Genomic DNA, 26491 nt, shown 5'->3' on the forward strand with positions numbered 1-26491 from the left:
ATAAATAATACAACCTATAAGGAGAAAAAAATGAAAAAAATATTTGGTTTCATTTTTGCTTTATCCATGACTGTGCTTACAGTTGGTTGTGGTGATTCGTCACTTAATATTTCTTCTAACTCCAATGGTACCCAGGTACAAAACGTGCAGAAAGAAGCAGAACAATTAACTTTTTCATTAGATTCAAAAGAATACCCAATCCCGATTCAAAAGGTTGACTCCATTAATAAATACCTTGAACAATTCGATCAAAGTGATCGAGAAACCGAGATAAAACGAATACAGGCTACAGCCTTCACTTCAAATTCCGGGATCATATACGGTGATTTTCAATACAGTTGTGGTACAAAACTTTGCAACCATACTTTAGTTCAGATTAAAAACGATGAGGTTAAATCCGTCCCTTTGCACTCTGGAAGCATCTTCTCTGATCATGTTTTTTCTCCAAACGAAAAGAATCTCGCTATCTTACTTGGAAAAAATGAAGGTACAGATGTTGTCCGAAATAGTGTAATGATCATAAACACAGAATCCTTAACGCTAGCCGAGCTTAATGACGCTAGCGATATTGTCAATAAGTTAACATCTACAGATTTTAGTATCCCAATACTTTCGTTAAATTGGGAGAATGTCACAACATTAAAGATAACCATACCAGATCTGACCGACTATTCGTTTGAAACACTTAAACAATGGCAGCAAAAAGAGAATAAAACGAAAGAAGTTACATTACATATTAAGTGACTTTAAAAAGGCTTCCTAAGTTAAGAAACCTTTTTCTCTATTCTTCTATTTCTTACTTTTAGACTGTTTAAAGAGAATGAATATAGCACTCAATGGATTCGGCCCTGCAAACCAAATGCAGCTCGTACAGTCTATGTTACTTGGAATATTCATTGAGAAATTAGAAAATGTATCGGAAAATAAGAAGTTTTTATCCGTTTAAATAAAAAAAACCACCCTCATCAGGTGGCTTCACTTTATGTATTTGGTGGAGGCGGGGGGATTCGAACCCCCGTCCGAAAACAGCGATACATGAGCATCTCCGAGCGCAGTCACTCATTTAAATTTCGGTACCGGATTCGCGGAGTGACGCGCTGACCCGTTACCTAGCCTGATTGATCTTCTTCCTTCGGCTCCAGGCGGAAGCCTCCGGCGTATCCCACTAAAGTTGAGCGCTAGTCATGCCACATGGGCGATGGAATGGTAGCGCCTCACTGGTTATTAAGCAGCGAGAGAAAGTTGTTTGTTGCCAGTTAATGGCGTTCCGCGTTGTTGACGAGGTCCGCAGCCCCCCGGCTCGCTTCTCATGCTCTACCATCCCCGTCGAATCCAGAACGCCCCCAGGGTATAAGGTGAGAAAAAGTCTAGGTGAAGAGCCATTCGATCCGCACCTAGACTGTATCGTTAACATAAGTGTATTGCTTGCTGCCTAATTAATATAGCACAGGTGATAGACAAAACTCAACGTTGATTGCTACCAAGCCTGCCAGTGCAATCCAATCAACCTTTTTGGCGTTCGCGCAGAGCACGCTCGATATCACGCGCAGACTCTTTTTTCTTGAGGTCTTCGCGCTTGTCGTAGTTCTTTTTCCCTTTGACAAGTGCGAGCTCGACCTTGGCCCAGCCACCCTTTAAATATATGCTGAGCGGGACCAGCGAGTACCCTCTTTCGCGAATCAGACCATTGAGCTTGAGGATTTCCAAGCGACGCATCAGCAGCTTGCGAGTCCGCTCTGGCTCATGGTTAAAACGATTCCCCTGCTCGTACGGACTGATGTGCACGTTGTACAGAAGCAATTCGCCATTCTGCACACGAGCGAAGCTGTCCTTGAGCTGGACACGCGCCGCACGCACGGACTTGATCTCCGTACCGGTCAGCTCAATGCCTGCCTCGTATACTTGCTCGATGTGGTAATCGTGGCGCGCTTTTCGGTTTTGGGCGATTGTCTTGGTTCCGGCCTTATCTTTTGACATGGAGATCACCTCACTTGTACGTACTGCGTTTCGTACCAGTTAGTCTAGCAAATTTTGCCCATTGTGGCAAGTCATTTACCCGGTAAATAAACATCCCCGAAAAGGGAACCGGATCGCTCCGCGTACTTTTCGGGGTTTAAACAAGCGTTTAACGGCGTTTCCGTTTCACTTGACTGGCTACATTTTTGCGATTCTTTTTCTTGGACTTGACGAGATCTTCCCAGAATCCCTTCTGGCGCTTCGCTGGGGTATCCCCTTCTCCTGTACCAATTGGCAGTACTTCTTCACCGCTCGATGCTTTGCCCGATTCAGCACGACGAGGAGGTTTGTTCCCCTCTGCTTTGCGGCGATCCTTGTATTTCTGACGGATTTCCGCCGGATGCTTTTTGTCCTTTTGACGATCTGGTCTGCCAGGACGATCTGGACGATCTGCACGGCCTGCACGTGAACGATCTTGTTGCTTGCCACGTGTCGGCTTACGATCCCCACTGCGACCATCTATTACGCGAGGCGTACGCTCACGACTACCGCGGAAGCCAGCCTTCGGCATTCCGACGACTTCGAAGTCGATGGTGCGTTCATCCACGTTGACATTGGCTACACGTACCTCGACGACATCCCCGATCCGATACTGCTTGCCTGTACGCTCACCGACCAGCGCAAACATTTTCTCGTGGTAATGATAGTAGTCGTCGGTCAAAAAGCTGACGTGCACCAAGCCTTCAATGGTATTAGGCAACTCGACGAAAATCCCAAACGAAGTGACGCTGGAGATGACGCCTTCGAATTCTTCTCCCACTCGCTCCAGCATGAACTCCGCTTTTTTCAGATCGTCTGTTTCACGCTCGGCATCGACAGCCAACCGTTCACGCTGTGACGCATGCTCTGCGATTACTGGCATTTGCTCTGCCCAGTACCCCAGACGTTTTTCTGATAGTTGATTCCCCAGCTCGATCCATTCGCGAATACGGCGGTGGACGATCAGGTCGGGATAACGGCGAATCGGCGAAGTAAAATGGGTATAAAACTCAGTAGACAAGCCGTAATGCCCCAGACTTTCCGCGTCGTAGCGCGCTTGCTTCATCGAACGCAGCATGACGGTGCTGATAATAATTTCTTCTGGCGTTCCTTTTACCTCTTCCAGCAGCTGCTGCAACGCACGTGGATGAACAGAATTGCCCTTCCCACGGATCGAGTAGCCAAAATTCGTGATGAACTCCATGAAGGCCATGAGCTTTTCAGCGTTCGGGTCTTCGTGAATCCGGTACATGAACGGCTGCTTCATCCAGTGGAAATGCTCTGCCACTGTTTCGTTGGCAGCGAGCATGAACTCCTCGATGATCTGCTCCGCAATCGATCTCGTACGGAAGCCGATTTCCGTAGGGGTTCCCTCGTCATCGACATAAATTTTTGCTTCGCGGAAATCAAAGTCAATCGCGCCGCGCTGCATCCGTTTTTTACGCAGCTTCAAGGCCAGCTCTTTCATATCCTCGAACATCGGGACGAGTCTGCTGTATTTCTCAATCAAAGCTTCGTCCTTGTCTTCCAAAATACTGCGTACATCTGCATACGTCATGCGCTCATCTGTACGAATCACGCTCAAAAAGATATCGTACTTCACGGTGTTTCCGTTCGCATCTATCTCCATATCGCAGGAAATCGTCAATCGATCTACCTGCGGATTGAGACTGCAAATGCCGTTGGACAAGCGATGTGGCAGCATCGGGATAACGCGGTCAACTAAGTAGACGCTGGTACCACGACGATACGCCTCATTGTCCAGCTGAGACTTTTCGCGAACATAGTAGCTGACGTCAGCGATATGCACGCCGAGTCTTAGGTTTCCGTTTGGCAGCCTCTCCAGGGAAACGGCATCGTCCAAGTCTTTGGCATCCGCACCATCGATCGTAACCATCATCCGCTCGCGCAAATCACGACGACCGCTGATCTCCTCCTCGGAAATCTCATCTGGTGCTGCCTCAGCCTCTTCTAACACGTCTTCTGGAAAAGCTTCAGGCAAGTTGAACTTGCGGATGATCGACAGGATATCGACGCCCGGATCGTTCTTATGGCCAAGAATCTCGACGACCTCACCCTCAGGATTCACTCGTCCCTCTGGGTAGCGAACGATGTTCACAACTACCTTGTGACCATCTACGGCACCGTTATAGGCTTCTTTTGGGATAAAAATATCCTTGCCGAGCCTCTTTTCGTCGGGAATGACAAATGCGTAATACGTCTCGTCCTTGAACGTCCCTACGACCTGCTTCATTCCTCGTTCGACGATACGGATAATTTGCCCTTCCAGACGATTGCCGCCCGCTTCCTTTTCCACACGGACCAGTACGGTATCCCCATGCAGCGCACCGTTCATATCATTCGCATGAACGTATACGTCCTCCGTGCCCTGCGTTTCTGGGATCACAAATCCAAAGCCCTTCGGATGACTTTGCAGACGTCCACGTACCAGATTCATTTTTTCAGGCACACCATACCGATTCGCTCTGGTGCGGATCACCTCTCCGCTCGCTTCCAGTGCATTCAGCGTTTTCACAAGCTCCTTGAACGTGGCAGAATCCTTAATTTCAAACGCTTCCTCCAGTTCCTTCACCGTCATCGGGTGGTATGCTTGCTCTCGCATAAACGCGAGTATTTTTTCTTGGTCTTCCATTCACAAACCTCCTTTTTCGCGTGGCATTCCCGCGTTTCTCTATGACCATCCTATTATGTAGTATTCACCGTTCCCGCATATCGCAATCGGAATAGAGAAAAAGACAGCAAGTTGCACTCGCTGTCTTTCGGCCGTTCGTCTATTACGCTCCTGATTTCAAGAAATACCCGAGCAAAATCGCAAAAATCATGAAGCCAACCGCAAATACAACGGTCAGTTTCCCTAAAAGTGCGTCAATCCCGCGGGCTTTTTGCTTGCCCATCAGTTGCTCTGCGCCGCCACCAATCGCTCCGGAAAGGCCGGCACTTTTTCCCGATTGCAGCAACACGACGATAATTAAGCCAATACTTGCGATCACAAGTAAAATTTTCGCAGCCAATGCCATTTTCATTCACCTCAAAACGTATTTCCAAGGCGGAAAAAACCAATACAACAACTTTATCACACTTGTCTGGTAACAGCAACCCGCTATCCCTTCCATTATAAGAGAAATTCTTTCAAATAATATTGTCCGTTATAAGGTAGAATAAGAGCAACGTGTTTTTACGAAAAAATGGCAAATTGTGTACTTTCTTTGTCTTGTTTGGTAGTCGCCTTGATATTGTCAAACTTTTGCCGTAAAATTACCATGAAACTTTATTATTTGCTTTGGGAGGTCTTTGTCAGATGGCTGGGTCCAACAAAAAAGACATGAATCAAAACGATGTAATTGATTCCGCGAAGGCCTTTTTCACTTCGTTTGGTATCTTGTTTCTAGTTTTTCTCATTGCACTTGTAGGATCAATCATTTTCCCACCAAAACATGGCGAAGAAGCAAATGGTGGCGGCGCACCAACTGCACAAATTGACGCTGCTGCTGTATTTAAACAAAATTGCGCTTCCTGTCATGGTCAAAATCTCGAAGGCATTGCAGGTCCAAACCTGACGAAAATTGGAGCTACGCTCAGCGCTGACGACATTGCTAAAATCATCAAAGAAGGTAAGGGCGGCATGCCTGCTGGAATGCTGAAGAAACAACCAGAAATTCAAGCGGTTTCACAGTGGCTGTCTGAGAAGAAATAAGTACATAGATAGCCAGAAAAGAAACACCGAAGACTCGTCCTCTTCGGTGTTTTCCGCGTTAATGGGGAGGCTTTTTACATATGACCATCCAGATTGAAGCTTTGGGGAAACAAATCCACTCTCCCACGAGTACATGGTTGTTCCGTGACATAAACGCTAGTATTACAGAGCCTACGATTATTGGAATTCTGGGAAAATCAGGCCAAGGAAAAAGCACCTTGCTCCGTATTTTGGGTCGTCTTCTACAACCTGACGCCGGTACGGTTTTCTTGGAGAATAAAGAAATGTCCTTGTGGGACGCGAGAGCTTGGCGAATGAAAATCAGTTATGTGGCACAGCAAGCCGTTATGCTGCCCGGCAGCGTGGAAGAGAACTTGCGGGCAGTGAGCAGCCTGCATCAACGTCCTTTTGATATGAAGCTCGCCTCTGACTTGATGGAGCAGTTATATATGGAGGAGATCGATTGGTCAAAACCAGCGGCTCAACTTTCCGGCGGTGAAAAACAACGGCTCGCTCTCGTTCGCAGCCTGTTGCTTCAGCCACCTGTCCTGCTGCTGGATGAGGTCACCGCTTCCCTCGATACGAAAAGCAAACAGGCTGCTGAGCGGCTCCTCGTCGATTTGCACCACCAAGCGGGTACGACCTTAATTTGGGTCACGCATGATTTAGAAGAAGCGCGAGTCGCTTGCAAGCGCATTTGGTTTATGGCCAACCACCAGCTCGCAGAGGACGCTGAATGTGAAGCTTTTTTCCATTCGCCCCAATCCATTGAAGCTCGTGAATTTTTGCAAGATGGAAATGTCCATGCTGCCCTAAGTGAGGTGCAGAGATGACGCATACTTTTACGTTTTCATACATGTGGCTGCTCTTTGCCTATGCCTTTGTTTTCATTGCCCTTCTGCTCTCCGTCTGGCAGAAGCTCGGTTTGGAAAAAGACATTTTGATTGGCACCATCCGTTCTACCGTTCAATTGCTCGCGATCGGCTATGTCTTACATTTTGTCTTTGCTGCCGATAGTGTATGGTTTATATTATTGATTATTCTCATGATGATCTTGGTCGCTTCGTGGAACGCTGCCAGCAGAGCGAAGCATTTATCGGGGATCTTTTGGCGGATCTCTATTTCACTGGCGATAACAGAGGTCATCACCATGGGACTGTTGGTTGTATTCGGGCTCGTCTCTCCTACGCCGCAGTACCTCATCCCGATGAGCGGCATGATTATTGGCAGCTCTATGATCGTCACGAGCCTTTTTCTCACGCATATGAACAGAGAAGTAGAAGCCTCTCGTGGGGAAATCGAAACACTGCTTTGTCTGGGAGCCACTACACGCCAAGCCGTGCACGTAGTGTTGAAGCGCGCTGTCAAAGCGAGCATGATCCCTACCTTTGACACGATGAAAACAATCGGACTCGTCCAATTGCCAGGGATGATGACCGGAATGATCGTCGCGGGTGCCAGTCCCATCGAGGCCGTGCGCTACCAAATCCTCATTATGCTTAGCTTCAGCTCCTCTGCGGCCATTTCTGCGGTTCTGATCAGCATACTCAGCTATCAGCTATGGTTTACGCGGGACTCCATGCTCCACTCTTAAATATAAGCACTGTCGGACACAGCTTCCGGCAGTTTTTTTGTATTTGTAATGAAATGCACCCTGAGTCGTCAAATTACAAGTAGAACGTACAAAAGGTGGTTCAGCTATGGACAAAAACGGTTTAATGGAGCAATGGTTCCTACGCTATGGCGATGATATTTACAAATTTCTTATTTACTACACAGGAACCCGCGATGTAGAAGACCTCGTTCAGGATGTCTTTTTAAAAGCGCTTCGGTCTATGGATGCATTCGAAGGCAGATCGCAGCCGAAAACATGGCTATTGACGATCGCGAGAAATACCGCCATCGATCATAAACGAAAGCAGCGTCTGCGTAATTGGCTGCCAGATAAATGGCTGGCGAATGTAGAGGGGGAAGAAAAAACACCCGAAGAAATTGTGCACGTACATGAGGAGCAGCAAGCACTTTACCATGCAATCCGTGAAGTAAAACCCGCTTTTCGCGAGGTGCTCATTTTGCGTGGCGTTAAGGGACTATCCTCCAAGGAGACGGCTGAAATACTTGGGTGGTCCGAAAACAAAGTAAACGTGACACTGCACCGTGCCATGAAAGCTGTCAGGGAAATACTTGAGCGTGAGAAAAAGGAGATGATTGGCGATGCGATCTAATTCAGACCATGACTTACTAGGGAAATTGCAAGGGATGCCGGATATGAAAATGAGCGGAGAAAAAAAGCAAGAGATTGTTTCTGCTATTCGCCAAACAAATGTGAGCAAATCTGGGGGGACTGCTTCTTTTCGTGGTTTTTCTGCGCTTGGCAAGGGATTGGCCCTCTGCTCCGTACTCGCTGCGACGGTCTGGCTAGGAGCCTCACTCCTTACGAACCAACAACAAAGCACTTTACCAGACACCGTAGCGCCTGTTGCTCCTGGCTCTCCTACTGCTTCTCCGGGACCGGGTCCAAACAACAGCATAACGACACCGCCTATTTCGCAGTCAGAGGAGCTCTTGTCACAAATTCGCTCAAATGCGAAAGAAGGCAGAGTCATCTCCCTTCCTTTCGTTCTGGAAAAAACGGTAGATGAAGTAGAACAGGGCTGGGGAAAACCTGAGAAAACTTACACAGCAAACGGAATGATCTACTCCGCCTACCCGAAAAAAGAAGTCGTGTTTGGCTACAACAAAGGCATGCAGATCGTAGACATGCACAGGACAGATTCACGTTTGCAGCAAATCAGCCTGTCTTCCGTCGAAAAGAACTGGGGAAAATCAGTGCGTATCAGCGAGTTTGGCAATCAAACGATTTGCACCTACGATGTGTCGAACAAATATCAGGTCAAGTTGATCTTTCAAGGAACGAAAAGCACGAGCAAGGAAGACCTGATTCTTGTTGAATACCATCTCTATTACCCGCAAGGAAACAAAAATTTGATGCTGTACGCGGACAATGCCGAGATGTTGCAAAGCGTGCATGATCTCGCCCAAAAAGGCCAAATTTTTGGCAGTCAGTATCGTGTAGAAAAGGATATGTTCGATGACGCAGAAAAACAGCTGGGCAAACCGGATGTCGTCTCCGTCATCAATGGCATCACGTACAATACGTACCGGGATCTCAATCTAGTCTTCGCCTTTAACAAAGGAATGCAGATCGTTGATATTCGTTCCTATGACCCACGCCTGCAAGCAATCACACTTGCCGAGGTTCGTGAAACACTTGGGGAGCCAGCTAGCAAAACCACAACGGGCGGCCAAACCATCTACACCTACAAGGTAACCCCTGATTACGAATTGAAATTCATTTTCTCAGGCATCATGACCGATGATCCAAACAGCCTCTACATCGATCACGTAAACATTTACTACCCACGAGGAACATTCAACAACATGGCGGGATAAAAACACAAAAAAGACGGGAGCATTAGTCCCGTCTTTTTCTCATTATTTACCGATGATGTAGCCTTCCAGCTCATCCAGTACTTTATTCGCTGCGATTACGCCACCGGAAGTATTCCAGATGGTGTCATCCACTTTGAATGCTTTATTGTTTTTCACGACGTTCAGGTTTTTCCAGAGAGGATCGTTTGTCCACTCTTGCTCCAGCTTGGAAGCCTCGCCTTTGCCTGTTTCATACGTGAAGTAGAACATGATGTCGCCGTCCATTTCTGGAATGCGCTCTTTCGTAACTTCTGCCGCGAATTCGTCTTTGTCTTGGGAAGCTGGACGAGCCAGGCCAAGGTCTTTGAAAATCGCGCCAGTGAAGGTTTTTGTGTAGTAGATACGAACTTTACCTGGCATGAAGCGTACAACGGATACTTTTGTGTTCAGCTTGTCGCCAGCTTTTGCTTTAAATTCTTCTACGCGCTTGTTCCAATCAGCGAGGACTTTTTCTCCCTCAGCCTTTTTGTTTACTGCTTCTGCGAACAAGGAGAAGTTTTCTTTCCAGTCGCCGCGTGGCTCTTCAACGAATACGGTTGGAGCGATTGCAGTCAATTGTTGATAAATTTTTTCGTGACGGAATTTCATACCCAGAATCAGGTCAGGTTTCAGTGCCGCGATTGCTTCCAGGTTAGGTTGACCTTCTGTACCTACGGATTTTGTCCCCTCAAGGAAAGACTTGGTGAAATCGTAGAATTGTGTTGGATCATTAGCTGCACCTACAGCCCCTACTGGCTTCACACCGAGAGCCATCAGAGTTTCTGTACCTTGGTTGGTCAACATGACGATGCGTTCTGGTGTACCTTTAATAGTTGTTTCGCCCATCGCGTGTTTCACTGTGTAGCTTTGGCCGGAACCCTCCGAATTGCCTGTTGCTTGATCAGCAGGCTTTTGTTCTGCCGGTTTTTGTTCACTTGCTTGGGGAGTACCACAACCTGTAACAACCAGCAAGAGCGCCATTAAGACAGCAAAGAAAGCTTTACCGCCTACGGTCCGATATGTACGAGAAAACATGATGAAAGGACCCCTTTCCCTTTTCTATAATGAGAATTCATATCAATGACAGAGTCTATCCTACTCCCCTGCTTGTCAAAAGTCAATCATAAAATGATAATGACTATCAACGTCATTGACACTTCCTTTATGTAGCTCTACACTTAACTATGAAACCATCTAAGAAATAAGGATGTAGCCATCATGAATTCCTTTCTAGCTAGCAACTTTCGTAAAATTCTGGGAGTGGCATTCGCCCTTCTCCTCCTGACTTACCTCAGTTATGCCAGCCTCATCTTTGGCGTCATTGATACGAGTTGGCAAACTGCGATTGATGCCTATACGAATTTTAACGGCTCCAATGAACACATCGTCATTAAAGAAGTGCGAGTACCGCGTGTACTCAATGCGCTTACGGTCGGTTTCTGCCTAGGCTTGGCCGGAACTCTGCTCCAATCCTTGACGAGAAACCCTGTTGCAGACGTTGAACTGTTCGGTCTTAATGCAGGTGCTTCTCTTTTTGTTGTGTTCGCCGTTACTTTTGTCGGGATCAGCTCCTTGGCCCAATTTACGTGGATTTCCTTTTTAGGAGCCGCTGTAGCAGGTTTGATCGTCTACTTGCTCGGTTCATTCGGCAGAGATGGACTTTCGCCTGTGAAGCTGGTCCTAGCGGGTGCAGCTATCACCGCCTTGGCTTCTTCGATTCGACACGGCATGATGGTCCTAAATGAAAAGGCTACGGACGAGGTGCTTTTCTGGCTGGCAGGATCAGTCGGAGGCAGAAAGCTGGAGTACTTAGCCACTGTCTTTCCTTATATGATCATCGCCTGGATCGCCGCTTTTGTCCTCGCACGTCCGATTCAAACGTTGTTGATGGGTGATGACGTAGCAAAAGGTCTCGGCCAACGCACATTATTGGTCAAATTCAGTGTCGGAATCGTCATTGTTCTCTTATCCGGTTGCGCAGTTGCTGTTGCTGGACCTATTGGTTTTGTCGGTTTGGTCACTCCGCATCTGGCCCGCTATCTCGTTGGAATCGACACTCGCTGGGTACTTTTGTACAGCGGTCTGCTTGGTTCCATCCTACTGCTGTTAGCAGACATCGGCGCTCGCTATATTGCAATGCCTGCTGAAGTTCCTATTGGAGTAATGACAGCCCTGATCGGGATTCCGTTCTTCATCTATGTCGCACGCAAGGGGCTGGATAAATAATGAAAAACTACCTGTCTCTTCGCATCGGCAAGCGCTTTTCATCGTTTCAGCTACATAAAAAGACGATCTTGTTTTCGCTACTCTCCTTGCTGATCGTCATCGCAGTAGCGGTTGTCAGTCTTGGAATGGGTGAAATGAAAATCGCCTCGCTCGATGTGGTAAAAGTTTTGTTGGGAATCGGTTCAGAAGAGAATGCTTTGATTGTGGAGCAATTTCGACTGCCGCGCATCGTCATTGCCATTCTGGTAGGTGCTGCACTTGCCGTAGCTGGTGCCATCATGCAGGGTCTCGTCCGCAATCCGTTGGCTTCCCCGGATATTCTTGGGGTATCGGGTGGAGCATCTGTTTTTGCAGTCGGCTTCTTGATCCTATTTGAAACAGCCAGTATCAAGTGGCTTCCTCCCATCGCTTTTTTGGGAGCAACATTGACGACATTCCTGCTGTACGCCCTCTCATGGAAAAAAGGCGTCACGCCGCTTCGTCTCGTCATGATCGGTGTTGGAATCAAAATCGCAGCGGGCGCAATTGTCACCATGCTGATCATGTTCAGCCCGTTTTTGCTGCAAAATAAGGCATTGCTCTGGCTGACAGGAAGCATCTACGGCGTTTCTTGGAACGACGTATTCATGATATTGCCGTGGGTCATCGGACTGATTCTCGTAGCCGGCTTGCTTGCTAGACGCGTGAACATTCAACAGCTCGGCGATGATCTGGCAACGAGTCTCGGCAGTTCCTTGCAATTGGATCGCTTCCTCCTGCTCATGATTTGCGCGGCTTTGACGGGAACAGCCGTCTCTGTTGGTGGAGATATCAGCTTTGTGGCTTTGCTGGCCCCACACATTGCCAAGCAACTGATTGGTCCATCCTTTGGCGGTGCCATGACACTCTCGGCTTTCTTGGGTGCCATTATCGTATTGCTTGCCGATTTGATTGCACGCATGGCATTTTCACCAATCGAAGTGCCTGTAGGGGTATTCACCTCTGCCATCGGCGCTCCGTTTTTCATCTACTTGCTGTACAAAAATCGAAATCGCTAGGAACTTTGTCCCGCTGTGGTGGTGGGGAGGAAACAGGAGAAAACGCTCAGATTCTTGTCCCACCCGCTGAGGGATTCACGGCCCGACTCCATGCAAAAAGCGAAACCGCGTCCAAAGTAGTTCTTTCAGGAAGTTTTTCAGAGGTGGACGCTTAAGAGCGTGTTTCGCTTTTTGCATTCCGTCTCGGTCGGCGTACCAAAGATCTTCGCTTATTTCTCCTGTTTCCTCTACGAGCTGTCGTGCTATACGGATTTTAAAAAGCCTTTTAAAAGATTGAAGAACGTCATCAGTAACGACAGAGAAGAATATTTCCAGACGTAGCGACTTGTGGAGTCCTGCCGAGCGGAGAAGGGATTCGCGGGTAAAAGAAACGCAACCGTGCCCATACGACGAAGCGGCTACCACTTTTGCGTTTCCCCGCGAATCCCTTCGGAGCGGACAGTGCACACTTCCAGTGGGACGGAGCCTGGACTGGAATATTCTTCTCCCCACCACAGACACATACGGCCCTGAAAATATTTTTTAACTTCCTATGCGTTTGAAAGGAGTCCAACTCATATGCAAGCTTTGGAAACCCAACGGCTTACGTTATCGTACGGAGAACGCAACATCATTGAAGCTTTAGATTTAAACATCCCGCGTGGAAAAATCACAGTTTTCATTGGCAGTAATGGCAGTGGCAAATCGACATTGCTGCGCTCTCTGGCACGTTTACTCAAACCAAAGGAAGGCGCCATCCTGCTTGAAGGAGAATCGATCGCGAAACGCTCTACCAAAGAGGTAGCCAAACGTCTTGCCATCCTTCCTCAAGGCCCATCTGCACCAGAAGGATTGACGATTCTGCAATTGGTCAAACAAGGACGCTATCCTTATCAAAACTGGCTACAGCAATGGTCAGAAGAAGACGAGCAGATGGTCAACAAGGCATTGGCAGCTACTCAACTCACGGATATGGCTAACCGTGCCGTCGACAGTCTTTCTGGCGGACAACGTCAACGCGCCTGGATTGCGATGACGCTCGCCCAAGGTACCGAAACGATTTTGCTGGATGAGCCTACGACTTATTTGGATATGTCGCATCAGATTGAGATTTTGGACCTGTTGTTTGAACTGAATCAAACGGAACAGCGCACTATCGTCATGGTTCTCCACGATCTGAATCTCGCTTGCCGCTATGCCCATCATATCGTTGCCGTTCACAATCAAACTGTAGTGGCAGAAGGGGCTCCAAACGAAGTGTTGACGACCGACCTTGTTCGTACGGTTTTCGATATGGATTGCCAAATAACGCAAGACCCGCTTTACGGAACTCCTATGTGCATACCGTACAGTAAAAGCCGCCTGGGCACTGTGCAGACCGAGCGAAAAGCATTCGCCATGTCATAAGCGCCAAACAACAAAAAGACTGTCCATCGAGTAGTATGGGCAGTCTTTTTGCGTATGCAAAAACGTCCTTAAGCTAATGACGCTTGCTCGTCCATTTTTTTGGCCAATTCGGGATCTTTAATCGTAAAAAAGAACAACGACAGTCCCGGACTTTTTCGCCCTGGACTGCCGCCTCTTTTTATCTATCAATCAGGTAAGCTTACTTCTTCAAGTTGTAGAATGCAGAACGACCGCCAAAACGAGCTGTATCTGCGAGTTCGTCTTCAATACGCAGCAATTGGTTGTACTTCGCTACGCGGTCAGTGCGGGAAGGCGCACCAGTCTTGATTTGACCTGCATTTGTAGCCACTGCGATATCCGAAATCGTAGAGTCTTCGGTTTCACCGGAACGGTGGGAGATCACCGCAGTATAGCCAGCCAGCTTCGCCATTTCGATTGCTTCGAAGGTTTCTGTCAGCGTGCCGATTTGGTTTACTTTTACCAGAATGGAGTTACCTGTAGAGGTCTCGATTCCGCGAGCCAGACGCTCGGTGTTCGTTACGAACAAGTCGTCACCTACCAGCTGAACTTTGCTGCCCAACTTGTCAGTCAGCGCTTTCCAGCCATCCCAGTCGTCTTCAGACAAACCGTCTTCGATAGAGATGATTGGGTATTTATTTACCAGCTCTTCGTAGAACGCGATCATTTCTTCTGTTGTTTTCACAACGCCTTCGCCTTCGAAGTGGTATTTGCCGTCTTTGAACATTTCTGTAGCTGCTACGTCCAGCGCGAGGAACACGTCTTTGCCTGGCTCATAGCCTGCTGCCTTGATCGCATCCAAAATGGTTGTGATCGCTTCTTCGTTGGATTTCAGGTTTGGAGCGAAACCGCCCTCATCCCCTACTGCTGTGCTCAGGCCTTTTTCACCCAATACTTTTTTCAGGGAGTGGAAAATTTCCGCACCTGTGCGCAGCGCTTCCTTGAAGGAAGTAGCCCCTACTGGCATGACCATGAATTCCTGAATGTCTACAGTGTTGTCTGCGTGCTTACCACCGTTCAGGATGTTCATCATAGGAACTGGCAACATTCTCGCGTTGAAGCCGCCGAGGTAGTTGTAGAGAGGAACGCCGAGAGAATCTGCAGCTGCACGTGCTACTGCCATGGACACGCCGAGAATCGCGTTTGCACCCAGCTTGGCTTTGTTTGGCGTGCCGTCGAGCTGAATCATCGCCATATCGATGCCGACTTGATCCAGTGCATCCATGCCGATCAGTTCAGGAGCAATGATTTCATTCACGTTTTCTACGGCTTTCAGTACGCCTTTACCCAAGTAACGGGATTTGTCACCGTCGCGAAGCTCAACTGCTTCATACGCACCTGTAGACGCTCCAGATGGAACATCTGCGCGACCCATCGAGCCATCTTCGAGATACACTTCTACTTCCACAGTTGGATTACCGCGGGAGTCCATAATTTCGCGTGCATAAATGTCAGTAATCATTGCCATTTCTCGTCCATCTCCTTTTTTCATGTGCACTTACAATCTATTTCGATTTAAACGCCAAGCTTTCCCTTACAGTGTGTCCCAGTAAAGCCTATTTTGCAAGTAACGATTTGCCTGTCATTTCGACCGGTTGCGCTACCTCCAAAAGCTCCAGAAGCGTTGGCGACAAGTCGGCCAAAATACCGTCTTCGCGCAGAGCAGCCCCGTCTTTGGTCACGATTACAGGCACCGGATACGTACTGTGTGAAGTAATCGGACGTCCCGCTTCATCCAGCATCAGATCCGCGTTGCCGTGGTCAGCTGTGATGACGGCTACGCCACCTTTTGCTACGATGGCATCGACCACTCGACCCAAGCATGCATCGACTGTCTCGACTGCTTTGATCGTTGGCTCCATCATACCGGAATGACCCACCATGTCGCAGTTGGCAAAGTTCAGGATGATCGCGTCAAAATTGTCTGCCTCGATCTCAGCGACAACAGCGTCTGTCAGTTCTGGTGCACTCATCTCCGGCTGCAAATCGTACGTCGCTACTTTTGGTGAAGGAATCAGGATACGCGTCTCACCCGGGAACTCCTTCTCACGCCCTCCGCTAAAGAAGAACGTCACATGCGGGTATTTCTCCGTCTCTGCAATGCGTAGCTGCTTCAAGCCGTGCTGGGAAAGCACCTCTCCCAACGTGTTATCCAGATTGGAAGGCTTGTAAGCAACATACCCGTCAACGGTCTCGGAAAAATGCGTCAAGCACACAAAATGCAGATCGCGTGGACGCTCATCTCCGCGGTCAAAGCCACGGAAATCTTCATTCGTAAAGGCTTGCGACATTTGAATCGCACGATCTGGGCGGAAATTATAAAAAATAACCGAATCGCCGCTTTGAACGGTCGTCACTGGTTTTCCTGTCTCATCGAGAATCACAGTCGGCATAACGAACTCATCCATAATGGACTTTTCGTAGGATTCCTTGACCGCTTGAACCGGATCACGATAAGCCGGAGCATCAGCATATACCATGGCGCGATACGCCTTCTCTACGCGCTCCCAGCGTTTGTCCCGATCCATCGCATAGTAGCGACCTTGTACGGTAGCAATGCGACCAACGCCGATCTCTGCGATTTTGGCTTGCAGCTGTTCGATATAGCCCACTGCACTGTCAGGCGATACATCGCGTCCATCAAGGAAACCGTGGATGAACACATCCGCAAAGTCCTGCTTTTTCGCCAACTCGAGCATCGCAAACAGGTGGTCAATGTGACTGTGTACACCACCATCGGACAAAAGCCCGAACAGATGGAGCTGCTTGCTGTTTTTCTTCGCGTGCTGGAAAGCAGCGATCAGTGTTTCGTTCTCAAAAAAAGCGCCTTCTCGAATCGACTTGGTAATGCGCGTCAAATCCTGATAAACGACACGCCCTGCCCCGATATTGAGATGGCCTACCTCGGAGTTCCCCATCTGTCCTTCTGGCAGCCCAACAGCCAGCCCACTTGCCTCCAGAGTCGCGTGAGGGTATTGGTTCCAGTAACGGTCGAAATTCGGTTTGTTCGCTTGTGCTACTGCGTTTCCATGCGTCTCGTTACGCAGAGCAAAACCATCTACAATCAAAAGGGCAACCGGTTTTGGTCTTTGTGCCATTGCTTTCTCCTCCTATCGCGACGTAGCTCCTGCCACAAGCTGCAAGTAACTGTCCGCTACGAGACTCGCCCCACCGACCAACGCTCCGTCGATATCCGGCTGTGCCATGTAGCTTGCGATGTTTTCCGGCTTTACACTTCCGCCGTATTGAATGCGCACTTTCTCGGCTGTCGCCTGTCCGAAGCGTTCACCGATTACGCTGCGAATAATCGCAATCGTTTCATTCGCATCCTCTGCCGTAGAAGACTTGCCTGTGCCAATCGCCCAAATCGGCTCGTATGCAATAACGGTATCCGCCACTTGTGTAGCATCCACCCCAGCAAAGGCGCCTTCTGTCTGCGTACGAACGACGTCAGCTGTCTGGCCCGCTTCCCGCTGCTCCAGACTCTCGCCTACGCACACAATCGGTACGAGACCTGCTGCTAACGCGGCTACAACCTTTTTGTTCACCGTCTCATCTGTCTCATTGAAATATTGACGGCGCTCGGAGTGACCAAGGATCACGTACTCCACACCGATTTCTTTCAGCATGGACGCGCTGATTTCGCCTGTATAAGCACCTTGCTCTTCAAAATGCATGTTTTGCGCGCCGATGGCAATATCTGTGCCCGCCAGCTCTTCCTTAAGTGCAGCTAACGCTGTAAAAGGTGCGCAAATGACTTTTTGTACCCCGGAAGTATTGTTGCCTGCCTTGGCTTCCTGCGCAAACGCTCTTGCCTCGGCCATCGTCTTGAACATCTTCCAGTTCCCCGCGATAATTGGTGTTCGCATGTAAGCTCCCCCTGTTCGCTCTTATTGGTTATCTGCCAACACAGCTACGCCTGGCAGTTCCTTGCCTTCCATGAATTCCAGGGACGCTCCGCCGCCTGTAGAAATGTGTGTCATCTGCTCGGCCACGCCTGCTTTCTCCACGGCTGCTACGGAATCACCACCACCGATGATGGTCGTACCGCTGCATGCTGCCATCGCCTTGGCTACACCAATCGTGCCGCCTGCAAAAGCATCCATTTCAAATACACCCATCGGACCGTTCCATACAACCGTTTTCGAATCTACTATGACGCTGTGGTACTGTTCTACTGTTTTTGGCCCAATATCGAGTGCCATCCAGCCCTCTCGTATCGCATCAATTGCCACGACCTGTTTTTCTGCATCTGCCGCAAAACGGTCAGCTACCACAACATCAACCGGCATCAGCAATTGAACGCCGCGCTCTTTTGCCTGATCCATCAACGTACGTGCGAGATCGAGCTTGTCGTCTTCACACAGAGAAGCACCAATGCCATAACCCTGTGCTTTGAGGAATGTATTCGCCATACCGCCGCCGATAATCAAGTGATCGACTTTGGTCAACAAATTTTCAATGACAGCAATCTTATCTTTTACTTTTGCACCGCCGACAATCGCAGTAAACGGACGCTCCGGATTGGACAAGGCTCCGCCCATGAAGCGAATTTCCTTTTCCATCAACAAGCCCGCAACTGCTGGTATGTACTCAGCGATTCCTGCTGTAGAAGCATGTGCCCGGTGAGCTGTCCCGAATGCATCATTGACAAACAGATCAGCCAAGGCCGCAAAGCTTTTTGCCAGTTCTGGATCGTTCTTTTCTTCTCCCGCATGGAAGCGCACGTTTTCCAACAGGATGACGTCGCCAGACTCCATCCGTTCTACTGCCGCTTCTACGTCAGCACCATGACAATCCTCCAGCTTACGCACTTCCTTGCCCAAGAGCGAGGACAGATGAGCTGCGACAGGAGTAAGACGCATCTCTTCCACTACTTGGCCTTTAGGACGCCCAAAATGGCTCGCCAGGATTACTTTGGCCCCTGCCTCCATCATGAAACGGATGGTTGGTACAGCAGCACGAATGCGTGTATCGTCGGTGATTACCCCGTCCTGCATCGGCACGTTAAAGTCGACACGGCAAAATACGCGCTTGCCTGCCAGCTCAACATCGCGGATAGATTTCTTGTTCATGAACGATCCTCCCAAATCATTGGCTTTTTATTCGGAAAAAAGATATGGGAAAAGGGAGATTGCTCTCCCTTTTTTCCACAACAGTTCTATTTTACGTGTTAGAAGCCGCGCTGTGCAACATAATGACACAAGTCTACGACACGATTGGAGTAACCCCACTCGTTATCGTACCAGGAAACGACTTTCACCATGTTTCCTTCCAGTACCATAGTAGACAAAGCATCGATTGTGGAGGATGCAGGGTTTCCATTGTAATCAGACGATACGAGTGGCTCTTCGGAGTAGCCAAGAATGCCTTTGAGTGGGCCTTCTGCCGCTTCTTTCAGAGCGTTGTTGATTTCTTCAACAGTTGCGTCTGTTTTCAGCTCAACTACCAAGTCCACTACAGATACGTTTGGAGTTGGTACGCGCATAGCGAAACCATTCAGCTTGCCTTTCAACTCAGGCAGTACGAGTGCTACCGCTTTTGCCGCTCCTGTAGAGGTTGGAATGATGTTTTCCGCAGCTGCACGGGCACGGCGCAAATCTTTGTGTGGCAGATCGAGAATTTGTTGGTCATTGGTGTAAGAGTGAACGGTTGTCATCAATCCGCGTACGATACCGAATTTTTCATTGAGAACCTTTGCATATGGTGCCAAGCAGTTCGTTGTGCAGGATGCGTTGGAGATCACCGTGTGTTGCGCTGGATCGTACTTGTCTTCGTTTACACCGATTACGACTGTAATGTCTTCGTTTGTTGCTGGAGCGGAGATGATGACTTTTTTCGCGCCACCTTCCAAGTGCTTCGCTGCATCTTCGCGCTTCGTGAAGCGACCAGTCGATTCCACTACGATTTCAACACCGTAATCTGCCCACTTGAGTTGAGCTGGGTCGCGCTCTGCCAACACCTTGATTTCTTTGCCGTCAACGATGAGTGTGTTTTCGGAAGCTTCAACGCTCACGTTCAGAACACCGTGAACAGAGTCATATTTCAAAAGGTGAGCCAGTGTGTGTGCATCTGTCAGGTCATTGACCGCCACGATTTCTACATTCGGATTGTTCAATGCTGCACGAAATACGTTACGACCGATACGACCAAATCCGTTAATACCTACTTTTACCATAATGTATACCTCCTGCTCATTAGCTAGCTTTATTCTTCATCGCGAGAAACCTGCCCTCTGGCGAAAACCAGCGGGTCGATAATATCGTAACAATCGGTAATAAGATTGGAAAAAACACAAAGGGCAATGTTTGGATGGTCGAAACACCTAAAGTGAGCGCCATCATCATCGATAGTCCATTCCACGGGATCAGTACAGGCATGACAACTGTGGAGTCCAGCATCGTCTTGCCCAGCAGCTCGCGCCCTCCCTCCCATTGGGAGAACCGCCCGAGAAGAGTAGAGCCAAGAACCAGTATTGGAATGGTTTGATTACAACTGATGATGACCACTAACAACGACAATGCCGCTGCCTTCGCTACCAATCCTGTCTTATTTTTTGTATGGCCCATCATTTTGTCTACGATGGGGGTTAATAAATTGGCTCTGTTCAAAATGCCGTTTAAAAAGCCTGCGAGAATGATTAACGCCAGAACATTGAAGATGGCGAACATCCCGCCCCCATGGACCAGTTGATCCAGCGGCGTTCCTGAATGAAGCTCAAATCCAACTAGCATCGATGTAAAAAACGTCTTCACATCCAAATTCCCATTGATCCCGACTAGAATCGCACTGGCTCCGATACCGTAAAATAATGCCTTCACCGCTTTTACTCTCAGTGCAAAAGATGCAATTAACACGACGAGAGGCAGCATGAGTAGCCAATGTACAGAAAAATAACTGACTAACAGCTCTTGGTACATTTGAACGGTATCCGTCGAGTTCGCTTGAGGTCGAAACAGATCAAGAATCAGGAAAAGTAACGCGCAAATCGCTACCGTAAGCAAAGCAGGACGCCGTATTCTTCTTTCCTGCTCTTCTGTCATACCGACATTGGAAAGCACCAGTAAACGACTGCTGGATATCGGTGAGAAACGTTCCCCCACCATCGCTCCAGAGATGAGCGCACCTCCTACGATCGCAGGTGATATCCCTGCTGCGTGTGCGATGCCCATCAGGGACAGCCCAATCGTACTCAGCGTACCGATTGATGTACCCAATAAATAACTGACGCCTGCGGTCAACAGAAAAGAGAGAACGAACAAATACTCGACATTCACAATCGACAATCCGTAGTAAATGATGGCGGGTATGGTTCCTCCCATCATTAATAGCGGAATCAAGAGTCCTACTAGAAACAGAATCGTAAGGACGGGCTTTGTCTTTTGGACACCTTCCCAGCCAAACACGAACTGTTGCTTCCACGGATAACCCAATCTTTTTACACTAACCAGTGTGACCAAGATCGCAAAAACAATCCCCCATGCGATCGGAAAACCGAGCGATAGGCTCAAAATGATGCCAGCGATCATTGCCAAGATGGGTGTTACCGATGTGATAGACATGCGACCGACTTCCTTCCGTTACAATCGTGCGGACAACAGCGTGTAAGCTGCCCCTTCGTCCGTAATGAGTACATTCTGACACGATTGCTTAGCAAAGGAAAGAATCGCTTTTGCCTTGCTTTCGCCCCCCGCAATGGAGAGCACAGTTTCTGCCTTGTGCACTTCCTCTAGCTGTAAACCAATTGTCGGCATTCTGTGGACCGTTTCTCCCGCTTCATTAAAGTAGTAGCCGAATGCTTCTGATACAGCACCCGTCTCCGCTAATTCTGCGAGCTCTTCCTCCGAATAATTCCGCCTGCGTGCCATGGTGACGGCATCCCCGATTCCATGCAAAACGATTCGAGTCTCGCCCAAGAGCGACAGCACATCTTGTACTTGCGGCTCTTTGACCAATGTCTGCAAGGCTTCTGGATGAAGGCGATCCGGTACGTGAAGAAGCCGATAAGAAGCACCTGTTTTCGCTGCCATGGCGGAAGCGAGCGTATTCGCTTGCAGCTCTACGCGTTCTCCCAGTCCACCGCGAGCAGGGACAAACTGAACATTTTTGAACGAAGCAGAAGGCGTCAGATGACTTGCTACGCTAGCGATGGATGAACCACCTGTTACCGCTACAATGTCTCCTTCTTGCACGACCTGTTTGAGGATCCTAGCCCCTACCCGTCCAAGTTCTTCCTTTACCCAAGGCGATTGGTCTGCATTGCCCTGCACCACAATGACTTCTGATATGCCCAGCATTTTTTGCAGACGCTCCGCCAAGTCAGTAAGGCCGAATAGCTCTCCGACGAGAGGCTCCATGTCGTCCAAGACTTGTTGTCCTTCTTCACTCAGGCTCATTCCCGCAGCCGTTACATGAAGGAGCCCCGTCTCTTTTAGCAGTTCCACTTCTGCCCGCAAAATACGCTCAGTGGTATCCATGGCTTGAGCTAGACCTCTTCTGCCAATCGGCTGCAAATGATAGATGGATCGGAGTAACATGTACCGCTGACGCAAAACCTGAATCAAGTCGGGCAACAATTTTTGTTGCAGTTCCAGTAAACGTCGCATTTTGCCTTCTTCCTTGGTTACAAATTAATTAATCGGGACCTTTTATGTCCCTGTGTATACATTTTATGTCCCACTTAATGCAAAAAAAAGATCACTTTCTACAACTTGAATGTATCATATTTAACAATATCTTGCAAGTTCCCCCGAGCCCCTATAAAAAAGTGCCACTCATGACCGAGCGGCACGTCTCTGTAATTCGTTTCGCAACTCCTCGAGCGTCACCACATGTGTAATGGAGGGAAACACGATTTCTCCATCAATCTCGACTACTGGAATGACAAACATCATTTCTTCATGCAAGACCGGATCACTTTCAATATCAACCACGCGCATACGAAGGGGGAGCTCCTCCGCCAGACTGCGGATGTAGAGCTCCACCTCGTCGCACAAATGACATTTATTTCGGCCGTACAAAACAATTTCAAACGTTTTTTCATTCATTCTCATTAAAACCTCTTTCGTTTGGCCGACGATGGGATCAGCATTTCTTCCCGGTACTTGGCAACCGTGCGGCGGGAGATTTCAATCCCTTCTGTAAGCAGCATCTCACCCAGCTTTTGATCAGATAGCGGAGACTTCCGATCTTCTTGCTCGATCAGTGCTTTGATTCTGCGCTTAACACTCTCAGAAGAAGTCGCTTCCCCGCTGGAAGTAGAGAGTGCTGACGTAAAGAAATACTTCAGCTCAAAAATTCCGCGTGGTGTCTGGACGTATTTGTTGCTGGTTGCCCGACTGATCGTCGATTCATGCAGGCCGACCCGCTCTGCTATTTCCTTTTGTGTCATGGGCTTTAAATAATGAATCCCCCGATCAAAAAACTCCCGTTGCATATCGAGGATGGCCTGTGTTACACGCATGAGTGTCAGGCGGCGCTGCTCCAGACTTTTTGCCAGCCACATGGCGGCATTCAGCTTATCGTGAATGAACTGCTTGGCTTCATCCTGACTTTTTTGCTGGCTCAGCATTTTTTCATAGAAGCTGCTGATTTTCAGCCGCGGTGCAGCAACATCATTGACCATTACTACATAATCATTCCCGACCTTCTCTACCGTCACATCTGGAATGACATATCTTGTCTCTACTGTGGAAAAGGCTGCTCCTGGACGCGGATTTAGCGTACGAATTAGGTCTGCCATCGCCTGTACCTCTTGCGGTGTACATCCGATTTTGTCTGCAATCCGCTGATAGCGATTGTCCGCTAAATCTTGCAGGTGGTTGCGAACGACCTGCACGATCTTTTCGTCATCGAGTGCCAAATGCCCGAGCTGCAGCAACAGACATTCTTCCAGGCTGCGTGAAGCTACGCCTACTGGATCAAAATGCTGCAAAACGGACAACACGTCCTCAATCTCCAGCATTTCAGCGCCTAGGCGCGCACTCGCTTCCTCCAGTGTAATTTCCAAATACCCCTTCTCATCCAAATTCCCGATCAAAAAGAGAGCGATCTGTTTTTGCAGCGACGAGAATCCTTTTACATAGCCGAGTTGACGCTCCAGATGTTCGTATAGCGTCTCCGCACCTTGCTGGACGTAATCCAGCGGATTGTAAGTGCTTTCATTTTTCGACGAACCGTACTCACCTGTCGCGCGATTGCCCACAATTTCTTTCCAGTCAATCTCAGGAGCTGGTTTCTCTGCTTTTGCAGAAGCGACTTCTCCTGCCACTTCAAGGTCGAAAACAGGATTTTCATTGGCCTGATCTTGCAAATAGGAGATGAGATCAATGGCTGAATACTGCAATATGGTAATCGCTTGGCGTAATTCCGGCGTCATCACTAATTTCAGTGTTTGTTCTTGAAATAACCCCAATCCCATGTTCATGAAGCTCGCCTCCTTCGCACTTGCTCATGCTGCTCGATGACTCTTTATTTTCATTATATTCGATCTCTCATGCAATTTTCCTGCCAAATTATGATACAGCAGCACAAAAAAGTGACCCTTGTGGTCAGGGTCACTTAAAGGGTCTTTTCCTATCCTTGACGGCTGTGATAAAGCATCATGATAAAAAAAGGTGCCCCTACCGCTGCTGTAAACACGCCAACAGGCACATCCAGCGGGACAAACAGCGTCCGTGCCACCAAATCAGCCACTAAAACGAAAAGTCCACCCAGTATAGCGGAGGCAGGGAGCAAACGACTGTAGCCTGAACCTATCAGCTTGCGGGCCATATGCGGAGCCATCAAGCCAACAAAGCCTATTCCTCCTGCAATCCCCACTGCCGCCGCTGCCAACGCCACACTAATCGCAATCAATATGAGCCGCTTTCGTTCAACGGAAACACCCAATCCTTTTGCTACTTCATCCCCTAGCTCCAGTGAATTCAGTGTCCTTGCCTGCATCGTAATCAGAATGAAGAATCCGACTGTCCACGGAAGTAAACTAAACACATGATTCCACGAACTCCCGTACACAGTCCCGGACATCCAGCCAAGCGCTTGAGAAGCGAGATAGATCGGACCGGATAAAATGAAATAAATAGACAATGCACCCATTGCCGTTGAGATCGATACACCTATCAAAGCAAAGCGAAACGGAGAGACTCCACGTTTCCAAGCAGTTATATACGTGAGAAAAGCAGCAAAAAATCCACCAATTAATGCTGCAACTGGCAGCCAGTGAATACTGTACGCCCCGTTGGAAAAGGCGATGAATGCCATAGCCGACGCTGTTGCACCACTTGTCGTTCCGATCAAATCAGGCGAAGCCAGCGGATTACGGACGAGGGCTTGGAGAATAGCACCGGACACAGCCAACGCTGCTCCCACAAGTACCGAGAGCACAATACGCGGCAGACGCAACTCGAGCACGATGAGTTGCTCAGTGCCATTTCCCAAACCAACCAATGTTTTCAGAACTTCTAACACTGGAATGCGTGTACTTCCCAATCCGATACTAATGACGACAGCAGCCACCAGCAGAATAGCCAAAAGGATTAAGATGCCCACCGACCTTTTTTCCACATGAAAGGAGAACATAGGCTTCTGACTTCGAATCACTTTAAAGTTATTCATGTGCCCTCCTCCTTACAATGGCAATGACGAATGGCACTCCTAGAACAGCAGTAGCTACTCCTACAGGAACTTCTTCCTGCACAAGCAAGAACCGGGAGATCACGTCAGCCACAACGAGGAATATTGCACCTAACAAGACGCTGTAAGGTAAAATCCAACGGTGATCAAAGCCGACCAAATACCTCGCAATATGGGGAATCATGATTCCAACAAAGCCAATGGGGCCAGTCAAGGCTACAGACCCACCTGCAAGGAGTACGACAACCAATACGATCGCCGTCTTTATCCAAATAATCTTTTGTCCCAGACCTGTGGCAACATCGTCCCCCAGTGCCATCAAATTGAGCGAACCTGCCATAAAACCTGCCAATATCCACCCACAGAATAAATAAGGAATAATCATCAAAGCGTGCTGCAAATCGCGTCCGGACACAGATCCCACCAGCCAATAGAGCGCTTCCTCTAACGTTTGGTTACTGATCAGCATCAACAGAGAAGTCAATGAGGAGGCAAAAGCGGCCACAGCCGAGCCTGCAAGTGTCACTTTTAACGGCGAGCTACCACCTCGTCCTGCCGACCCAAGCAAATAAACCAGAATAGCCGTAAATCCCGCGCCCAAAAATCCAATCCACATCAACTGTGTAAAGGAAAAAACGTTCCCTGCCAAAAACAACGCAATCACAATGAACAGGGCCGCTCCCGAATTGATTCCCAAAACAGAAGGGGAAGCTAATAGGTTGCGGGTGAGTGCTTGTAGAAGAACTCCCGCTACAGCCAAGCTTCCTCCGACAAATGCAGCCGTAATTACCCGAGGTACTCTCGTATCCTTAATAATGAGATGTTCCGTGCTCCCATCGAACTGAGTATACGCCTCAATGGCTGTTGATAGAGGGAAGTTTTGCAATCCATACAGTACGCTTGCCGTCATGGCCAGCCCAAGAATCACGATCCCCATAATCAGTACAGACCATTTTTGAACACGGCTGCATAAAAAAGATTGCACCTTCGATCCCCTTCTCTCATGCTG

General features: G+C 48.6%; 24 protein-coding genes and 1 other RNA gene. 9 read left to right on the plus strand and 16 right to left on the minus strand.

All coding sequences use genetic code 11. The features are described from left to right. Positions 1–30 precede the first annotated feature (30 nt). The gene (locus ACKKE8_RS28345; protein WP_409175942.1) at positions 31–744 is read left to right on the plus strand and encodes a hypothetical protein; all 714 of its coding nucleotides are present in this window, start codon (positions 31–33) and stop codon (positions 742–744) included. A 245-nt stretch (positions 745–989) separates the two neighbouring features. Here the strand turns inward: ACKKE8_RS28345 and ssrA are convergent. The 4 genes from ssrA to secG form a co-directional block, all read right to left on the minus strand. Continuing rightward, positions 990–1345, minus strand: a transfer-messenger RNA (tmRNA) gene (ssrA, locus tag ACKKE8_RS28350). 158 nt (positions 1346–1503) lie between these two features. Then, positions 1504–1977 carry an SsrA-binding protein SmpB gene (smpB, locus tag ACKKE8_RS28355; protein WP_016740379.1) on the minus strand — a complete coding sequence of 158 codons (474 nt, stop codon included), beginning with the start codon at positions 1975–1977 and terminating at the stop codon, positions 1504–1506. Between the two features lie 148 nt (positions 1978–2125). Then, the gene (gene rnr / locus ACKKE8_RS28360; RefSeq protein ID WP_409175943.1) at positions 2126–4648 is read right to left on the minus strand and encodes a ribonuclease R; all 2523 of its coding nucleotides are present in this window, start codon (positions 4646–4648) and stop codon (positions 2126–2128) included. A gap of 142 nt (positions 4649–4790) precedes the next feature. Beyond that, entirely contained in the window at positions 4791–5033 is a 243-nt protein-coding gene (gene secG, locus ACKKE8_RS28365; protein ID WP_007728789.1) for a preprotein translocase subunit SecG, read from the minus strand. A 281-nt stretch (positions 5034–5314) separates the two neighbouring features. Here secG and ACKKE8_RS28370 point away from each other — a divergent pair, with 281 nt between their 5' ends. The 5 genes from ACKKE8_RS28370 (at position 5315) to ACKKE8_RS28390 (ending at position 9163) form a co-directional block, all read left to right on the plus strand. Then, positions 5315–5710, plus strand: coding sequence for a YqzM family protein (locus tag ACKKE8_RS28370; protein WP_409175944.1), 396 nt, complete (start codon positions 5315–5317; stop codon positions 5708–5710). Positions 5711–5790: 80 nt separating this feature from the next. Then, the gene (locus tag ACKKE8_RS28375; RefSeq protein ID WP_409175945.1) at positions 5791–6543 is read left to right on the plus strand and encodes an ATP-binding cassette domain-containing protein; all 753 of its coding nucleotides are present in this window, start codon (positions 5791–5793) and stop codon (positions 6541–6543) included. Then, positions 6540–7304, plus strand: coding sequence for an ABC transporter permease (locus tag ACKKE8_RS28380; protein WP_409175946.1), 765 nt, complete (start codon positions 6540–6542; stop codon positions 7302–7304). The genes ACKKE8_RS28375 and ACKKE8_RS28380 overlap by 4 nt, the downstream gene beginning before the upstream one ends. Positions 7305–7410: 106 nt before the next feature. Next, entirely contained in the window at positions 7411–7935 is a 525-nt protein-coding gene (locus tag ACKKE8_RS28385; RefSeq protein WP_409175947.1) for an RNA polymerase sigma factor, read from the plus strand. After that, positions 7925–9163: a YjgB family protein gene (locus tag ACKKE8_RS28390; RefSeq protein ID WP_409175948.1), complete on the plus strand. Its 1239-nt coding sequence runs from the start codon at positions 7925–7927 to the stop codon at positions 9161–9163. Before ACKKE8_RS28385 ends, ACKKE8_RS28390 begins: the two co-directional genes overlap by 11 nt. Positions 9164–9205: 42 nt before the next feature. Here ACKKE8_RS28390 and ACKKE8_RS28395 read toward each other — a convergent pair whose 3' ends face one another. Then, positions 9206–10216, minus strand: a complete 1011-nt coding sequence (locus tag ACKKE8_RS28395; protein WP_409175949.1) for an ABC transporter substrate-binding protein — start codon at positions 10214–10216, stop codon at positions 9206–9208. Between the two features lie 183 nt (positions 10217–10399). On the opposite strand from ACKKE8_RS28395, the gene ACKKE8_RS28400 reads away from it, so the two are divergent. The 3 genes from ACKKE8_RS28400 (at position 10400) to ACKKE8_RS28410 (ending at position 13830) form a co-directional block, all read left to right on the plus strand. Continuing rightward, positions 10400–11407, plus strand: coding sequence for a FecCD family ABC transporter permease (locus ACKKE8_RS28400; protein ID WP_409175950.1), 1008 nt, complete (start codon positions 10400–10402; stop codon positions 11405–11407). Continuing rightward, on the plus strand, positions 11407–12444 hold the full coding sequence (locus ACKKE8_RS28405) for a FecCD family ABC transporter permease (RefSeq protein ID WP_409175951.1): 1038 nt from the start codon (positions 11407–11409) through the stop codon (positions 12442–12444). The genes ACKKE8_RS28400 and ACKKE8_RS28405 overlap by 1 nt, the downstream gene beginning before the upstream one ends. A gap of 558 nt (positions 12445–13002) precedes the next feature. After that, positions 13003–13830 carry an ABC transporter ATP-binding protein gene (locus ACKKE8_RS28410; protein ID WP_007729437.1) on the plus strand — a complete coding sequence of 276 codons (828 nt, stop codon included), beginning with the start codon at positions 13003–13005 and terminating at the stop codon, positions 13828–13830. A gap of 199 nt (positions 13831–14029) precedes the next feature. Here ACKKE8_RS28410 and eno read toward each other — a convergent pair whose 3' ends face one another. From eno to ACKKE8_RS28465, 11 genes are all read right to left on the minus strand, one after another. Beyond that, a complete protein-coding gene (gene eno, locus ACKKE8_RS28415; protein WP_409175952.1) occupies positions 14030–15316 on the minus strand; it encodes a phosphopyruvate hydratase in 1287 nt (428 codons plus the stop codon). 88 nt (positions 15317–15404) lie between these two features. Then, positions 15405–16946: a 2,3-bisphosphoglycerate-independent phosphoglycerate mutase gene (gene gpmI, locus ACKKE8_RS28420; RefSeq protein ID WP_409175953.1), complete on the minus strand. Its 1542-nt coding sequence runs from the start codon at positions 16944–16946 to the stop codon at positions 15405–15407. 12 nt (positions 16947–16958) lie between these two features. Beyond that, positions 16959–17717 (minus strand): triose-phosphate isomerase, encoded by a 759-nt coding sequence (gene tpiA / locus ACKKE8_RS28425; protein ID WP_409175954.1) that lies wholly within the window; start codon positions 17715–17717, stop codon positions 16959–16961. A 21-nt stretch (positions 17718–17738) separates the two neighbouring features. Further along, positions 17739–18923, minus strand: a complete 1185-nt coding sequence (locus tag ACKKE8_RS28430) for a phosphoglycerate kinase (protein WP_409175955.1) — start codon at positions 18921–18923, stop codon at positions 17739–17741. Positions 18924–19021: 98 nt separating this feature from the next. After that, on the minus strand, positions 19022–20026 hold the full coding sequence (gene gap, locus ACKKE8_RS28435) for a type I glyceraldehyde-3-phosphate dehydrogenase (protein ID WP_048034950.1): 1005 nt from the start codon (positions 20024–20026) through the stop codon (positions 19022–19024). Positions 20027–20045: 19 nt separating this feature from the next. Further along, positions 20046–21410 carry a Na+/H+ antiporter NhaC family protein gene (locus ACKKE8_RS28440; protein ID WP_409175956.1) on the minus strand — a complete coding sequence of 455 codons (1365 nt, stop codon included), beginning with the start codon at positions 21408–21410 and terminating at the stop codon, positions 20046–20048. An 18-nt stretch (positions 21411–21428) separates the two neighbouring features. Continuing rightward, positions 21429–22454 carry a sugar-binding transcriptional regulator gene (locus ACKKE8_RS28445; protein WP_409175957.1) on the minus strand — a complete coding sequence of 342 codons (1026 nt, stop codon included), beginning with the start codon at positions 22452–22454 and terminating at the stop codon, positions 21429–21431. Between the two features lie 168 nt (positions 22455–22622). Beyond that, a complete protein-coding gene (locus ACKKE8_RS28450; RefSeq protein ID WP_409175958.1) occupies positions 22623–22901 on the minus strand; it encodes a glutaredoxin family protein in 279 nt (92 codons plus the stop codon). Then, the gene (gene rpoN / locus ACKKE8_RS28455; RefSeq protein WP_409175959.1) at positions 22901–24274 is read right to left on the minus strand and encodes an RNA polymerase factor sigma-54; all 1374 of its coding nucleotides are present in this window, start codon (positions 24272–24274) and stop codon (positions 22901–22903) included. The genes ACKKE8_RS28450 and rpoN overlap by 1 nt, the downstream gene beginning before the upstream one ends. A gap of 149 nt (positions 24275–24423) precedes the next feature. Then, entirely contained in the window at positions 24424–25464 is a 1041-nt protein-coding gene (locus ACKKE8_RS28460) for a FecCD family ABC transporter permease (RefSeq protein WP_409175960.1), read from the minus strand. Beyond that, on the minus strand, positions 25457–26467 hold the full coding sequence (locus tag ACKKE8_RS28465; RefSeq protein WP_409175961.1) for a FecCD family ABC transporter permease: 1011 nt from the start codon (positions 26465–26467) through the stop codon (positions 25457–25459). The genes ACKKE8_RS28460 and ACKKE8_RS28465 overlap by 8 nt, the downstream gene beginning before the upstream one ends. Positions 26468–26491: the final 24 nt, after the last annotated feature.

Source organism: Brevibacillus fortis (assembly GCF_046196545.1).
Lineage (GTDB): Bacteria > Bacillota > Bacilli > Brevibacillales > Brevibacillaceae > Brevibacillus > Brevibacillus fortis_A.

Excerpts from the sequence above, each read along its gene's own strand:
- ACKKE8_RS28345 (WP_409175942.1), top strand. The coding sequence starts at position 31 with ATGAAAAAAATATTTGGTTTCATTTTTGCTTTATCCATGACTGTGCTT.
- smpB (WP_016740379.1), bottom strand. The coding sequence starts at position 1,977 with ATGTCAAAAGATAAGGCCGGAACCAAGACAATCGCCCAAAACCGAAAA.
- rnr (WP_409175943.1), bottom strand. The coding sequence starts at position 4,648 with ATGGAAGACCAAGAAAAAATACTCGCGTTTATGCGAGAGCAAGCATAC.
- secG (WP_007728789.1), bottom strand. The coding sequence starts at position 5,033 with ATGGCATTGGCTGCGAAAATTTTACTTGTGATCGCAAGTATTGGCTTA.
- ACKKE8_RS28370 (WP_409175944.1), top strand. The coding sequence starts at position 5,315 with ATGGCTGGGTCCAACAAAAAAGACATGAATCAAAACGATGTAATTGAT.
- ACKKE8_RS28375 (WP_409175945.1), top strand. The coding sequence starts at position 5,791 with ATGACCATCCAGATTGAAGCTTTGGGGAAACAAATCCACTCTCCCACG.
- ACKKE8_RS28380 (WP_409175946.1), top strand. The coding sequence starts at position 6,540 with ATGACGCATACTTTTACGTTTTCATACATGTGGCTGCTCTTTGCCTAT.
- ACKKE8_RS28385 (WP_409175947.1), top strand. The coding sequence starts at position 7,411 with ATGGACAAAAACGGTTTAATGGAGCAATGGTTCCTACGCTATGGCGAT.
- ACKKE8_RS28390 (WP_409175948.1), top strand. The coding sequence starts at position 7,925 with ATGCGATCTAATTCAGACCATGACTTACTAGGGAAATTGCAAGGGATG.
- ACKKE8_RS28395 (WP_409175949.1), bottom strand. The coding sequence starts at position 10,216 with ATGTTTTCTCGTACATATCGGACCGTAGGCGGTAAAGCTTTCTTTGCT.
- ACKKE8_RS28400 (WP_409175950.1), top strand. The coding sequence starts at position 10,400 with ATGAATTCCTTTCTAGCTAGCAACTTTCGTAAAATTCTGGGAGTGGCA.
- ACKKE8_RS28405 (WP_409175951.1), top strand. The coding sequence starts at position 11,407 with ATGAAAAACTACCTGTCTCTTCGCATCGGCAAGCGCTTTTCATCGTTT.
- ACKKE8_RS28410 (WP_007729437.1), top strand. The coding sequence starts at position 13,003 with ATGCAAGCTTTGGAAACCCAACGGCTTACGTTATCGTACGGAGAACGC.
- eno (WP_409175952.1), bottom strand. The coding sequence starts at position 15,316 with ATGGCAATGATTACTGACATTTATGCACGCGAAATTATGGACTCCCGC.
- gpmI (WP_409175953.1), bottom strand. The coding sequence starts at position 16,946 with ATGGCACAAAGACCAAAACCGGTTGCCCTTTTGATTGTAGATGGTTTT.
- tpiA (WP_409175954.1), bottom strand. The coding sequence starts at position 17,717 with ATGCGAACACCAATTATCGCGGGGAACTGGAAGATGTTCAAGACGATG.
- ACKKE8_RS28430 (WP_409175955.1), bottom strand. The coding sequence starts at position 18,923 with ATGAACAAGAAATCTATCCGCGATGTTGAGCTGGCAGGCAAGCGCGTA.
- gap (WP_048034950.1), bottom strand. The coding sequence starts at position 20,026 with ATGGTAAAAGTAGGTATTAACGGATTTGGTCGTATCGGTCGTAACGTA.
- ACKKE8_RS28440 (WP_409175956.1), bottom strand. The coding sequence starts at position 21,410 with ATGTCTATCACATCGGTAACACCCATCTTGGCAATGATCGCTGGCATC.
- ACKKE8_RS28445 (WP_409175957.1), bottom strand. The coding sequence starts at position 22,454 with ATGCGACGTTTACTGGAACTGCAACAAAAATTGTTGCCCGACTTGATT.
- ACKKE8_RS28450 (WP_409175958.1), bottom strand. The coding sequence starts at position 22,901 with ATGAGAATGAATGAAAAAACGTTTGAAATTGTTTTGTACGGCCGAAAT.
- rpoN (WP_409175959.1), bottom strand. The coding sequence starts at position 24,274 with ATGAACATGGGATTGGGGTTATTTCAAGAACAAACACTGAAATTAGTG.
- ACKKE8_RS28460 (WP_409175960.1), bottom strand. The coding sequence starts at position 25,464 with ATGAATAACTTTAAAGTGATTCGAAGTCAGAAGCCTATGTTCTCCTTT.